At 60.3% G+C, this 13599-nt stretch carries 13 protein-coding genes; 4 read left to right on the top strand and 9 right to left on the bottom strand.

What is annotated here, in order from left to right; all coding sequences use genetic code 11:
• Positions 1 to 35 precede the first annotated feature (35 nt).
• The 7 genes from HJB91_RS19195 to otsB form a co-directional block, all read right to left on the bottom strand.
• Positions 36 to 800, bottom strand: coding sequence for an SDR family NAD(P)-dependent oxidoreductase (locus HJB91_RS19195; RefSeq protein WP_210633511.1), 765 nt, complete (start codon positions 798 to 800; stop codon positions 36 to 38).
• 41 nt (positions 801 to 841) lie between these two features.
• Entirely contained in the window at positions 842 to 1570 is a 729-nt protein-coding gene (locus tag HJB91_RS19200; protein WP_210633512.1) for an SDR family oxidoreductase, read from the bottom strand.
• A gap of 25 nt (positions 1571 to 1595) precedes the next feature.
• Complete coding sequence (locus HJB91_RS19205) at positions 1596 to 2855, bottom strand: sugar ABC transporter permease (protein ID WP_210633513.1); 1260 nt, start codon at positions 2853 to 2855, stop codon at positions 1596 to 1598.
• Positions 2852 to 3670 carry an ATP-binding cassette domain-containing protein gene (locus tag HJB91_RS19210; protein WP_221155726.1) on the bottom strand — a complete coding sequence of 273 codons (819 nt, stop codon included), beginning with the start codon at positions 3668 to 3670 and terminating at the stop codon, positions 2852 to 2854. The genes HJB91_RS19205 and HJB91_RS19210 overlap by 4 nt, the downstream gene beginning before the upstream one ends.
• Before the next feature lie 65 nt (positions 3671 to 3735).
• Positions 3736 to 4809, bottom strand: coding sequence for a sugar ABC transporter substrate-binding protein (locus tag HJB91_RS19215; protein WP_210633515.1), 1074 nt, complete (start codon positions 4807 to 4809; stop codon positions 3736 to 3738).
• Between the two features lie 204 nt (positions 4810 to 5013).
• Positions 5014 to 5898: an AraC family transcriptional regulator gene (locus tag HJB91_RS19220; RefSeq protein WP_210633516.1), complete on the bottom strand. Its 885-nt coding sequence runs from the start codon at positions 5896 to 5898 to the stop codon at positions 5014 to 5016.
• A gap of 199 nt (positions 5899 to 6097) precedes the next feature.
• Positions 6098 to 6877, bottom strand: a complete 780-nt coding sequence (gene otsB / locus HJB91_RS19225) for a trehalose-phosphatase (RefSeq protein ID WP_210633517.1) — start codon at positions 6875 to 6877, stop codon at positions 6098 to 6100.
• A gap of 123 nt (positions 6878 to 7000) precedes the next feature.
• Between otsB and HJB91_RS19230 the strand changes: the two genes are divergently transcribed.
• The 4 genes from HJB91_RS19230 to repC all read left to right on the top strand — a co-directional run bounded on the left by HJB91_RS19230 (position 7001) and on the right by repC (position 12760).
• On the top strand, positions 7001 to 8086 hold the full coding sequence (locus HJB91_RS19230) for an ROK family protein (RefSeq protein ID WP_221155727.1): 1086 nt from the start codon (positions 7001 to 7003) through the stop codon (positions 8084 to 8086).
• Between the two features lie 966 nt (positions 8087 to 9052).
• Positions 9053 to 10270: a plasmid partitioning protein RepA gene (gene repA, locus HJB91_RS19235; RefSeq protein WP_221155728.1), complete on the top strand. Its 1218-nt coding sequence runs from the start codon at positions 9053 to 9055 to the stop codon at positions 10268 to 10270.
• Positions 10267 to 11256, top strand: coding sequence for a plasmid partitioning protein RepB (gene repB / locus HJB91_RS19240; protein WP_210633520.1), 990 nt, complete (start codon positions 10267 to 10269; stop codon positions 11254 to 11256). Before repA ends, repB begins: the two co-directional genes overlap by 4 nt.
• Positions 11257 to 11455: 199 nt before the next feature.
• Positions 11456 to 12760: a plasmid replication protein RepC gene (repC, locus tag HJB91_RS19245; RefSeq protein ID WP_210633521.1), complete on the top strand. Its 1305-nt coding sequence runs from the start codon at positions 11456 to 11458 to the stop codon at positions 12758 to 12760.
• A 75-nt stretch (positions 12761 to 12835) separates the two neighbouring features.
• On the opposite strand, the gene HJB91_RS19250 is transcribed toward repC, so the two are convergent.
• Both HJB91_RS19250 and HJB91_RS19255 read right to left on the bottom strand, forming a co-directional pair.
• Positions 12836 to 13159, bottom strand: a complete 324-nt coding sequence (locus HJB91_RS19250; protein WP_221123305.1) for a type II toxin-antitoxin system RelE/ParE family toxin — start codon at positions 13157 to 13159, stop codon at positions 12836 to 12838.
• Complete coding sequence (locus HJB91_RS19255) at positions 13159 to 13440, bottom strand: type II toxin-antitoxin system Phd/YefM family antitoxin (RefSeq protein WP_210633523.1); 282 nt, start codon at positions 13438 to 13440, stop codon at positions 13159 to 13161. The genes HJB91_RS19250 and HJB91_RS19255 overlap by 1 nt, the downstream gene beginning before the upstream one ends.
• Between the last annotated feature and the right edge of the window lie 159 nt (positions 13441 to 13599).

Consider the following 13599-nt stretch of genomic DNA (forward strand, 5'->3'; position numbering starts at 1 on the left):
GCCGGGCCGCGAATCCGCCCTTCCCTCTCCGACGCTTACCGCGTCGTATAGCCACCATCGATGACCAGCACTTCGCCGGTGACATAGCTTGCGGCGGCCGAGCAGAGGAACAAGGCTGCACCCGCCACCTCCTCCGGCTGCCCGACACGGCCCATTGGCGTCATGCTGCGCCAGGTCGGGAACCAATCCGGATTGGCGATGCCGCCGCGCGACATATCGGTCTCGATATAGCCGGGAGCAATGGCATTGACGCGGATGTTCTCGGCGGCGACTTCGCTTGCCAGGCTCTTCGTCATCATATGGACTGCCGCTTTGGAGGCGTTATAAGCGACCTGATTCTGCGGAATGTTGGACACGATGCCGGAGATCGAGCCGATATTGAGGATGACGCCGCCGCCCTGGCGCCGCATCGGTGCAAGTGCTGCGCGGCAGGCGCGAAAAACGGCGTCGACATTGACAGTCATGATCTCGCGCCAGATGGCATCGGAGAATTCCCCACTGTCGCCATGAATGGCGATGCCGGCATTGTTGACGAGGATATCGAGCCGACCCGCCCGTGAGAGTATCTCGGCAATGAGCCTATCGGCAGCATGGTCTGTCATCATGTCGGCGACGACGAAATCGCGATCGACGCCGGCCTTGGCCAGCCGGTCTTCCGCCGCCGCGCTGCGGGTTCTCCCGCTGATGAAGACTTTGGCGCCCGCCTCGCCGAGTGCCTCGGCGATCGCCAGGCCGATGCCGCGCGTGCCGCCGGTCACAAGCGCCACCTGTCCGTTCAGGCGAAATCTGTCGAAGATCATGGCCGTTTCCTTTCTGTGGCTATGGGGGCTGGCGCATCTGCTCAGATGTCGGTGCTCTGCGGCAGAATGACGAGGTCGCGGATCGTGACGTTGCGTGGGCGCGTCAGCATGAAGAGCACCGCTTCGGCCACTTCTTTCGGCTCCATCAGACCACCGGCGGCGAGCGCCTCGTCGAGCTTCTCCTGCGGCCAATCGCTCAGAAGAGCGGTCACGACAGGCCCTGGCGCGACGGCGCCGACCCGCAAGCCATGCTTGGCAACCTGGCGCCGGAGGGTGTGGACGAAGGCCTGGACCGCGTGTTTGGAAGCCGTATAGATCGGCTCCCAGACCACCGGGATCATCCCGGCGACCGAACTCGTCAGGATGATATCGCCGGTCTTGCGTCCGACCATATGCGGCAGGACGGCATGCACCGAGCGAAATGCGGCGTTGATGTTCAGGTTGAGCATGCGATCCCAGGCGTCGGGATCGCCGTCAAGCACTTCACCGCCGATATAGGAGCCGGCATTGGCATGGAAAATGTCCAACTGGCCCGCTTCCTCCAGAATAGCGGGCATCATCTGCGCCACGCTTTTTGGATCCAAGAGATCGACGACCAGGGGAATTGCCTTTTCGCCGAGTTTCGAGCAGACATCCCTCAACGCCTCTTCGTTGCGGTCGATCAGCACGACGCGGGCGCCTGATGCAAGCACGGTCCTGGCGCACTCCAGGCCGATACCCGACGCCGCCCCAGTGACGGCCGCGACTTTTCCAGACAGATCCTGTCCCATTTTCTTCCTCTGCTTTCCTGTTGATCTAGGCCCGGCCGTGTGAAATGCGCGAGCGGCGTGCCAGTGAGTCGACGATGACGGCGACGGCAAGAACGGCCCCCGTGATCATGTAACGAAGCGATGACGACAGATCGAGGAGCGTCAGACCGCTGGCGATCGACTGGATGACGATGATGCCGAGAAGGGCCGAATAGGCACTGCCGCGTCCGCCGAACAGGCTGGTGCCGCCGATGACCGCCGCAGCGATGGCGTTGAGATTGACGTCGCCGGTGCCCGCCTGCTGGCTGGCCGTCGCCAGTCGCGCTGCCGACAGCACGCCGCCGGTCGCGGCCAGCAGAGCGCACATGACGAAGGCGCTCGCATAGATGCGTGATACGTTGATGCCCGATCGGCGGGCCGCCTCCCTGTTGCCGCCGACGGCATGCATGGAGCGGCCCCACTTCGTGCGGGTCAGCGCATAGTTCATCGCTGCGACCAGGCCGACGAACAGGCCAAACATCCATGGAATGCCGCGGGATTGGTTGAGATAGAAGGCGACCGCTTCCAGAGCGACGGTGATGATGACGGCACGCAGAAGCAGTCCGCCAACCGATTTCGAGGACAAGCCGGCCGCCCGTCGGCGCGCCGCCGTGCGGTAGCTCGCGAAGAAGAAGCCAAAGCCCGCAACCGCCACCAGCAGATAGGCGACCGGGTCGGGCATGACCATGATCTGGCCGAAGTTCACCAGCCACGACCCATAGGGAAGATTGATCGAACCGGTTGCTCCGAGCATATACAGCTGCAGGCCGAGAACCGCGAGCAGTCCGGACAGCGTGGAGACGAAGCTCGGCATCCCGAAGCGGTTGAACAGGAACGCGTAGAGCGAGCCGATCAGAGCGCCGACGATCATCGCGGCGAGCACCGCCGCGACCACCGGCCAGCCCTGATTGACCCAGAAGACGCCGGTGAGCGCCGAGGCGAAGCCGCTGACCGAACCGACGGAGAGATCGATCTCGCCGACCATCAGGATGCAGACGATACCGAGCGAGATGACGCCGACCGTCGAGCAGTCGAATAGCATGTTCACGAGGTTGGCGCTGGAGAGAAACACCGGATTGAGCGCCTGGAAGACCGTCCAGATGATCGCTAGGCCGACGATGACAGGCAGCGAGCCGAGGTCGCCCGAGCGGATGCGGTCCCAGAAGGCGCGGACCGACCCGGCAAGGCTGTCGTCATGGCGCACTCTTTCGTCGCGCCGGTCGAGAAGCGCGGGTGATGCCGGTTCGTTCTGAATGGTCTTCATCATGGCCTTCCCTCCTCATTCTCTTGGCTCTGTGCCTTGCGGCGCATGGCGCGGCGGGAGACGGAATTGTTGGATGCGCCGGTAATCGCGCTGACGAGCTCTTCGTTGGATGCGTCGGGCATGAAGGTGCCGTTGTTGCGGCCGAGCCGAAGGACGACGATACGGTCGGCGACGGCCCGCACATCCTCCATGTTATGGCTGATCATGATGACGCCGAGGCCGCGTTCACGCACGCGTTCGATCAGATCCAGTACCTCGGCGGTCTGGGCAACGCCGAGTGCGGCGGTGGGTTCGTCGAGCATGATCAGTTTCGGTTCGAGCAACAGCGACCGGGCGATCGCTACTGTTTGACGCTGGCCCCCGGAAAGCGAAGCGACGGGCTCACGCACGCTCGGGATCCGCGCGGAAAGTTCGTTCAGAAGCTTCCAGGCGCGGATCTCCATCGCGACCTCGTCGAGCTGGAAGGGATTGAGCTCCTTTCCGAGAAAGATGTTGGCGACGACGTCGAGATTTTCGCACAGCGCCAAATCCTGGAACACGGTCGCAATGCCCAGATTGAGCGCAGCGCTGGGGCTCGATAAATCTGCCTGTTGACTCTCGAACAGGATGGTGCCCGAGGTTGGCTGGTGCACGCCGGCCAGGATCTTGACCAGCGTCGATTTGCCGGCGCCATTGTCGCCCACCAGCGCCACGACTTCACCGGCATGCACGTCGAGTTCGATATCGGTCAGCGCCGACACCGCTCCGAAATTCTTCGAAATTCCACGCAGGCTGAGGACGGGCTGGCGGGACTCAAATTGATAAGAGGTTTCAGACATCGCCTGGTCTTTCGGAAAAAGCGAAATCGGAAGCGCGACCGATGGCGGTCGCGCTTCCCTTTGGATTATTTGGTGATGCCGAGCTTCTTGCAGCCGTCTGCGTAACGGCCGGTGCAGAGTTCTTCGGCGGTGTTGATCTTCTTGTCGATGATCTCGGCCTTCAGGTTTTCGGCAGTGACGACGGCCGGCACGAAAAGCTGGGCGGGCGTGTCGTAGAGCGTCATCTCGGCCTTGATTGTCTCACCTGCCAACAGCTTCACGGCGACATCGGCAGCGGCAGCGGCGACGATTTCGCTCGGCTTGGAGATCGTGTTGTACTGATCCCCGGATATGATGAGCTGCAGCGCGGCGATCGTCGCGTCATTGCCGGTCACCGGCGGCACCGGATCGACACCGGCTGCCTTGAAGGCTGCGATGGCACCACCGCCGGTGCCGTCATTGGCGGCGACGACGCCGACGATCTGCTTTCCGAAACGCGTGATCTGTCCGGCGGCCCATTGCTGGGCGTTCGCCGGCTGCCAGTTCGGCGTATCGAATTCGGCAAGCGTCTTGTATCCGCCGCTCGCCAGACCCTCATGAATGCCGTCCTTGATCAGCCCGGCAGCGGCATCGGTCGGCGAGCCGTTGATCTGCAGAATGCCGCCGCCGTCAGTCGGCACGTTCTTGGCCTTCAGATGCTGGACCAGCGACTCCGCGATCGCCTTGCCGATCGCCTTATTGTCGAAGGAGACGTAGAAATCGGCCTTGCCCTTCGGGATCGGGCGGTCATAGGCGATGACCTTGACGCCCTGACTCTGGGCGAGTTGAACGAGAGAGGCTGCCGCGGCCGAATCCACCGGATCCAGCACGATGACCTTGGCGCCCTGGGTGATCGCCGAATTGAACTGTTGCTGCTGTTTGGCGATATCGGCATCGGCATTCTGATAGATGACCTTGCAGGACGCACAAAGCTTCTTCATTTCGGCGACGAAGCCCGGATGGTCGTGCTCTTCATAACGGGTCGAGCCCTGGTCGGGCATAAGGAACGCGACGGTTGCATCCGCAACCGCGCTTTGTGCAAAGGCGGAACTCCCGCCGAGCAAGGACAGCATAAGTGCCGCGGCGCCTACCGCTCTTGTCGAAAATTTCGTCATTTCCATCTCCTCCCATTGGAAAAAATCGTGTAGTGCATGATTGCAGTGTTCTGCTGTGCCGTTCGGCTGAATGAGCGGCTGTGCCTGTCCCGGCTGTTTCTGAGGACAAGCGTCTCCTTTCGCGAGCGGCTCCTCGCGCGCTCACGTTCAAGCCTGCGTCAGTTTTCGCTCCTCCTCCTTGTCCTCCCCTATTGCCGTCTTCGGCGGACCTTATGCCGCCTTCGCCACGTTGATATTGTCACCCAACAATCGCCGGAAGCGGGATGGCGTCATGCCTTTTTCCGCGAGAAACTGGCGGTTGAAGTTGGACAGATTGTTGAAGCCGACCTCGAAGCAGATGTCGGTGATCGACGCATGCTCGTCGCTCATCAGGATCTGGCAGGCGAGATTGATGCGCAGGCGTTTCACATATTGCACGAGCGACATGCCGGTATGGCGGCGGAAAGCGCGTGAGAAGGCGCCTGTGGACTGTCCGGCAATTTCAGCGAGATCGGTTTCGTCGAAGGATTTCGTCAGATTTTCTCTGATATAGGCAAGCGCCTTATTGATGCCGGCCGACATATAGCCCGAGGGGTCGGGCAGATAGCTGGGGCTTGCGAGAAGCTGGGCATCCTGCGCCCGGCTGAGCAGCCCGACGATCATCATGAAGAGCTCGATACGGCGTACGCCCTGGGCCTGCTGCACCTCGTTCATCAGAGGCGCCGCCTGCCGGCTGGTCTCAGTGCCGAAGAGCACGCCCCGGCGGGACGCTTCGAGGACCGGCTCGAAGGGATTGAGCTCGGGCAGCACCTTCATCGTGTCGCTGATGAAATTCTCACTGAACTGGATTAGCTGGCATCGAAGCGGAATGCTCGATCCCTTCGGGACGTCGCTGATCCAGTTGTGAGGAAGATTGGGGCCGGCCAGCACCAGATTGCCCGGTTCGAACTCGCCGATGAAATCGCCGACGAAATAGCGTCCTGTGGTCGCCACGACGAGATGCAGTTCATATTCCGGATGAAAATGCCAGCGAACGGTGTGATAGGGATAGCCATGCGCCTTCGTTGCGAAGGATTCGCCCGGTCTGATCTGAACGACTTCCAAGTCAGGTTCCATCGTTTCCTCCTCCGAGGGGCGGTTCTACGTCCGCCTGCCAAATTCCCTTTTGGCTTTATTATTATGACGAGTGTAGTGGGCTCGCTTCATGCCCGCCACCACGATTCCCGGCCAAAACCGATACTTTTTTGATGATTGACGCAACGCAGGCGGCGCAAAGACGACGGGAATCTGCCCTTGAGACCGTCTGAAATTCATCTCAGGCGGCCAGGGCGGCAATGACATTCCTGACCAGCGCAGCCGAAGACAGCCGGCTCGTGGCGCAGCTCGGGGCGCCGATGGCCCCGACACGCACGGAGACGCCGCCGCGCGCATTGGCGATCGCAAACATCGACTCGTCGGTCAAATCATCGCCGATAGTAATGGGGCAGCGGTTCTTGAAAGGATCTGACTGAAAAAAGCGCTCCAGCGCATCGCCCTTGCTCGACCGTGCCGGTCGCAACTCGAACACCCTTTTACCGAGCTGCAACGCCCAGTTCGGTCCGGCCAGCTCCGCATAGTGATGCATGCGCTCCTCGAGCACTTTCTCATATTCGGGCGCCAGCCGGTAGTGCGCGGCAACGGCGGCGCCCTTATCCTCTATCAGAACTCCCGGATAATGTTCGGCTTCGGCGGTCAATGCATGTTTCAGTGCCTGGAACTCGGGGGTCGCCTCGACCGTATGCATTCCGGCGGCGCTCCTGATCTCGGCGCCATGCAGGCCTGCGGTTGGAAATGCAAAGGGCTTGAACAGCTCGTCTGCATAAGCAAGCGAGCGCCCGGTGACCAGCGCCAAGGCGCCGCCGAGCTTGTTGGAAAGGCGATGAAGGTGTCCGGGCAGGTCCTCTGGGACCTCAATCGCATCCGGTGTCGGTGCAAGATTGAGCAGTGTTCCGTCGATGTCGAGGAACATCGCCCAATGATCAGGTTCCTCCAGCACCATTGAAAGCATTTCCTGGGTAGCGGTGTCGTTCTGCACGGCATTCTCCAAACTTTGCAATCAGTGAAGCTAGGTCGCCCGCCGGCAAGGACAAGATGACGTCGCCGGCACGGGAACATCCAAAGGCGGGTCAGCGTTTAATCTCGCCGCCCGTTCAAGCACTCGCGCCGCAAAGGTAAATCGATGGCCAAAAGCAATTCCAAGAATAGCGAGGAGGTCATCGCGCCGTTGGCGCATGGCGCGACTGTTTTGCCGCTGGTGACGATCGACGACTACAACAATGAACTGCGTGACAAGAACGGCTTTGTTGGCGACAACGCCAACAAGAAGACTTTCCAGCAGAAGCTCGACGATTGGAGAAAACATGTCCGCAAGTTCGGAGATGACCCGATCGGGAAGGTTTCGACAGCCAAGCTTTCCAAGAAAAAAATCGAGTCTCTGCTGAAAGGGGACGACATGGAGGCCGCCGCACTGGTCATGGGGGCGGTGGAGGACTTCGCGCAGGACTTTGCCGAGGTCATCAAAAAATTCCTCAAGGACGAGCGCTGGTCCAAGACCGAGCGCATCGTCGTCGGCGGCGGCTTCAGGCAGAGCCGCTTCGGGGAACTGACGATCGCCAGGACCATGGTTCTGCTCAAGGCGGCCGGCATCAATATCGAGGTCGTCCCGATCGTCCACCATCCCGACGAGGCTGGGCTGATCGGCTCCGTCCACCTCATGCCGTCCTGGATGTTCAAAGGCTATGAGGCGATGCTGGCCGTCGATATCGGCGGCACGAACGTCCGTGCCGGAGTCGTCGAGTTCGGAAAGGAAAAAAAACCGCACTTCGCCGATGCGAGTGTCTGGGAATCAACGATCTGGCGTCACGCCGACGACGAGCCGAGCCGCAGTGCGACGGTAGAAAGGCTGGCGGCGATGTTGCAGGAACTGATCGATAAGGCAGAAAAGGCCAGTCTGAAGCCGGCCCCGATCATCGGGATCGGCTGTCCCGGCATCATCAAGGCAGACGGCTCGATCGAACGCGGCGGACAGAACCTGCCGGGCGGCAATTGGGAAAGCGACAGCTTCAACCTTCCCGCCGCACTGATGAAGGCCATTCCCGCAATCGGCGATCACAGCACATTCGTGATGATGCACAATGACGCCGTCGTGCAGGGCCTGTCGCAGATCCCTTTCATCGATGACGTATCGACATGGGCGGTGCTGACCATCGGCACAGGGTTGGGCAATGCCCATTTCACCAATCGCGAGGGAATGAAAGCGCGATAGCCCGACCAAGAACGGGAAAGCGGCCGGCAGAGCAATGATCATGTCGCTCCTGCGTGCGGACCGCAATATAGAGTCGGCCGGCGCTGCGTGGCCTTATGGTAAATAACAGGTAAACAACGAGGAATTCCGTAGACGGAAGCAAATTCGCCCATAGGTTCCGCTAGGCAAGTGCCGGTTTCCGGAGGGGTAGGTCGATACGGGACCGTTAACGATTTCGATCATACCTCTCCAGACATGATTCGCATAGCGCGAGCGTTTGCAATCCTCAACTCGCGACTCCTCTAGTACGCATAGTCTGAACGGAACGCGGCCGTCGTATCCGCGGGCATGCCGTCGCATTGTCGCCGTCGCAAGCGCCATCTCGGGAGCGATGCTTGATTGAGCCCCTCTCCTTTTTCGCCGCACATTGAAAAGATGGTGATAAAGTCGGCGGGCGGTTCTCCGCCGGTTCAAATTGCGCTTATCTCTCCTTCACGCAAGCTCATATGCAGACGAAAGATGGAAGATGAACTTCAAGGGAATAAGCGCTCCGCTCAATGCCGGCCGTCTCGAACAAATGCTCGGGCTTGCCCCGTCACGCCGCGATCCCGAATCCCAAGATGGGAATGTCAAGTCTTCCGGCGTCGAGCCCGTCCGCGGCTTGGAGGCCGAAAGCCTCTGCCCTTCGTCTGCTTATAAATAGGAAGCGGCATTTACCTGGTCCTGTGCCAAGCCCAGTTATCTCCGAGATGAGTCGGCGGTGCCTTCAGGTCCGTCGAGAACCTGCCGCGATATGTCGGGGCGGCTTTGGCGATGCGGGTTCGCCGCCGTTGTCAGCTGACAATTGCGCTAAGATTCCGGAATTCCACGTAATTTTTTCGACGAATTCAGTTTGCTATATATTGGCTAACCAAGAATTCGCTTGACGGAATCGCGAGACTCACGATCATTTGCGCAAAATTGCCCGATTTATCAGGATTTGCGTGAATGCCGACCAAGGCCGCGATTGTTGAGAAAGCCAGAAGAGCGAGTCAAGTCTCGATCGACGAGACGATTGCGCAGGACTCGACGATGCTCAGCAGCCAGCTCCAGGTGCTGTTCGAGCGGTTGTTTTCGCCCGATGCCCGTAAGTCGCTGCGGCGGTTCAGCAGCACCGAGGCCGCCAAGCTGCTCGGCGTCACCGACAGCTATGTTCGTCATCTCACTGCCCAGGTGGAAAGCATCAATCCTGAAAAGACGTCCGCCGGTCGCCGTGTCTTCTCGCTCGAAGAAATCCATGCGATGCGCCAGCATCTGGGGCGCACCAAACCATCCTATCTGCCGATGCGCCGGCCGGGCGATCATCTCCAGGTGATCGCCGTCACCAATTTCAAGGGCGGATCCGGCAAGACGACAACGTCAATCCATCTGGCGCAGTTCCTGGCGCTGCGTGGCTATCGCGTGCTCGCCGTCGACCTTGACCCGCAGGCGTCGATGTCGGCGATGCTCGGATATCAGCCGGAGTTCGATGTCGGTGAAAACGAGACGCTTTACGGCGCCATCAAGTATGACGAGACGCGCCGTGACGTGGCCGACATCGTCCGCCAGACCTATTTCCCCGGTCTCGATCTCATCCCGGGCAATCTCGAACTGCACGAGTTCGAGCACGATACGCCGAAGGCGCTGGCCGACAGCAATCGCGACGACAAGGACATGTTCTTCATGCGGGTCGGCAATGCGCTGCATTCGCTGGAACAGAGCTACGACGTCGTCATCATCGATTGCCCCCCTACCCTCGGCTTTCTGACGCTGTCTGCTCTCTGCGCTGCGACTGCCGTGCTGATCACCGTTCATCCACAGATGCTCGACGTGGCGTCGATGAACCAGTTCCTGACGATGACCTCCGACCTTTTGGCCGTCGTCAAACAGGCCGGCGGCAATCTCGAATATGACTGGATGCGTTATCTGATCACCCGCTATGAGTCCAATGACGGTCCGCAGGCGCAGATCGTCGCCTTCCTGCGCAGCCTGTTCGGCGAGCGCGTGCTGACCTCGATGATGGTAAAGTCAACGGCGGTTTCGGACGCTGGCCTGTCCAAGCAGACGATCTACGAGGCGGGCCGCGAGACGATGCATCGCCAGACCTATGACCGCGGCGTCGAATCCGTCGACAACGTCAATGCCGAGGTCGAGCAACTCATCCGCGGTGCATGGAGCAGGACATGAGCCCAAAAGGTCGCGATATCCTGAAGAGCATGGTTGGCGCCGTCGAACCGGCACGGCCGGAGACGCCAAGCGCGCCACCGCCGCATCGGCCGTCGGGTGCGGTCAAGGCGATGAACCTGTCGCTGGGACGGTTAGGAGAGGAAGCAGCGGCCGCCAAGGCCCTGCGTGAGTCCCTCGCCTCTGGCGACAAAGTGCTGGAGATCGATCCGGCTGTCGTCGAAATGTCCTTTATTCGTGACCGCATCCCGGTCGACAAGGATCCCGAGTTCGAGCGATTGAAGCAGTCGATCCAGGAAAGCGGACAGCAGGTTCCGATCCTTGTGCGTCCGGACCCGGTAAAGGCCGGGCATTACCAGGCCGCCTATGGCCACCGGCGCTTGCGTGCGGCCGCGGAGACCGGTGTTGCCGTCAAGGCCGTGGTGCGCAAACTCACGGATGAAGAGTTGATCCTTGCGCAGGGTCAGGAGAACGGCCCGCGTGTCGACTTGAGTTTCATCGAACGGGCGCTGTTTGCGCGACGCATGGATGAGCATGGCTTCAGTCGCGACATGATTGCCCAGGCGCTGGCGACGGATAAACCGGAAACGTCACGGCTGCTGCAGGTGGCGCAGACGATCGATCCCGAGATTATCCTTGCCATTGGACCTGCGCCCAAGGTGGGGCGCCCCCGCTGGCTGGCCTTTGCCGAAAAATTCAGGGAGACAGGTGGGCGGAAGAAGGTGCAGGCCGCAATCGCCGGCGCCGCTTTCCAAACGCTGGAGAGCAATAGCCGCTTCGATGTCACCTGGAAGGCACTGGAGGAGAAGGGCGCGCCGCAGCGGGTCGAGCAGACGCTTCGGACGCAAAGCGGCGGGACGCTTGCTTCGGTGAGCCGCTCGGGCAAGAGCTTTCGCATCACCGTTAAATCGGCGGCATTTTCTGATTTCCTGGCTCGGCGGTTGGCAGGTCTCGCCGCCGAATTTGAAGAGGAAAATAACGGAAAATGAGGCAGTTTAACTGATTGTCAGCTGACAATTTGAACAGGAGATAACGCGCAAAAGAAAAAAGCCCCCGAACGTCACCGTCACGGAAGCTTTCCTCGTAGTCTTGAACACCTCCGAGAATCGCACTTCCGAGAATCGCTGTCAAGAGTTTTTGGCGCCGTTCAGGCGAGCAGATTTCTGTTGCCTCGTCGAGGTGGAAGATATGGAAACCGGAAGTATAACGACGCCCTTTGGGCGGCGGTCGATGACGCTTGGAATGCTCGCAAACCAGGTCATGGCAAGCGAGATCAAGCCTGATCAGTCGGTCGACAAATGGAAACTGTTTCGCGCGCTGTGCGAAGCAAAGCCGTTGCTCGGCATCACCGATCGCGCGCTTGCGGTGCTCAACGCGTTGTTGAGCTTTTATCCGAAGAACGAACTGGCCCAGGAAAACGGCTTGATCGTCTTCCCGTCGAATATCCAGCTGTCGCTCCGAACGCATGGCATGGCCGAACAGACGGTGCGGCGCCATCTTGCGGCACTTGTCGAGGCGGGGCTCCTGTTGCGCAAGGACAGTCCCAACGGCAAGCGCTATGTCCGCAGGGACAGCGCAGGGGAGGTCAACGAGGCCTTCGGCTTCTCGCTGGCGCCACTGCTTGCCCGGGCCGAGGAGATCGAGCAGCTCGCAGCCGAGGTGATGGCGGAGCGACAGCACGTCCAGCGCTTGCGCGAACGCGTCACGCTTTGCCGCCGTGATATCGCCAAGCTGATCGAAGCGGGCGTCGAGGAGGACGTGCCAGGGGATTGGCAGGGGCTGTATCAGGAATTTCGGGACTTGGTCGAAGGCCTGCCGAGGTCGCCGACGACAGCCCAGATCGAACAGCTGCTGGATGAATTGACGGCACTTCGGGCGGAGATCCTTAACCGGCTGCAAACTCAGATTAAATCAACAAAACAGCGCGGCAATGCCCATTATATCGAGCGTCACATACAGAATTCAAATCCCGAATCCACTTCTGAACTTGAACCAAGCTTCGAAACGAAGCAGGGCGCAGCGGCGGAGCAAGACAATGGGCGAGGGGTCGTGACGATGGAAGGGAAGAAGCACGAGGATGCCGAGATGACCAAGCTGGAGGAACGGCAAGGCGGGGGACCGGGCGGTCGCCATAATGCTGGCGGCCTGAAATCCTTCCCGCTTGGCCTGGTCCTGCAGGCCTGCCCGGAAATCCTGGCCTATGGGCCGAATGGCGTGATCGGCAACTGGCGCGAGCTGATGAGCGCTGCCGTCACGGTTCGATCGATGCTGGGCGTCAGCCCGTCAGCCTATGAGGAGGCGGCAAATGTGATGGGCGCTGAGAACGCTGCGACCGTGATGGCATGCATCCTGGAACGCGGGGGCCACATCAATTCAGCCGGCGGTTATCTTCGCGACCTGACGCGGCGAAGTGAAAAGGGAGAATTCGCGATCGGCCCGATGCTGATGGCGCTCCTGCGGGCAAATGCGCCGGCCGGCCGAAAGGCTGGATAGGTCTCGGCGGCTGCCGGTGGTCGGGTGGATGCCGGCGAAGCATGTCAAAACGGAGGAGGGACGATGTGGAGAATTTCAGCGGATAAGCCTTCGCTCGAGGAAAGCCTGCATGTCGCGGCGTCCGTCCACCACGCAATAGACGACGACGTCGGTGCCGATGATGCGGTAGATCATACGCCAGGGTTTATGGTGCAGTTCCCGGTATTCGGAGATGCCGATGCTGGCCAATTCCCTTGGGATATTTCTGCGGGCGGGGAATTCTTCGAGATCGGCACAGGCGCTCTCGATTTCCGTCAGGATGCGTTCCGCCGTTTCGGTGCCGTCGCGACCGGCGATGAAACGATAGAGATCCTCGACGTCGCGCTCCGCGCCTTCGGCGAAAAGAACACGATAAGGCATCAGGACTGGCTGTCGGCCAGACGCTTGCGAATGTGCGCGAAGGATTCCGCAGCGGGGCGCGTCTTGCCTTCCTCGACTTGCCGATTGGTAAGCGCCAGCACCTTCAGGAGCGCCAAGGTCTCCTGTGTCTCTTCATACTGGCCGACATCCTGAAGGATCGCCTTTGCCTCGCCGTGAAGGGTTATGACGACAGGCTGCGGGTTGTCCTTCAGCGTCCGGATGATTTCGGGCGCGTGCGCCTTGAGATAGCTGATCGGCTTGACCCGTTCTGACAGCTTCATGCGATTACTCCCTTTCGACCAAAATATAGATCATCAAATGGTCGATTGGAAGAGCTCAACCGGCGATCCCAGCACGCCATCGGAGCGTTCAGGCGCGCCTGCTTTTTTCCCCTCAGTGGCTGCGAAAGAGAATGTCATTTCTTATAACAAAGTTTGTCT

The sequence above is a fragment of the Rhizobium sp. NLR10b genome, assembly GCF_019685435.1.
Taxonomy (GTDB): domain Bacteria; phylum Pseudomonadota; class Alphaproteobacteria; order Rhizobiales; family Rhizobiaceae; genus Rhizobium.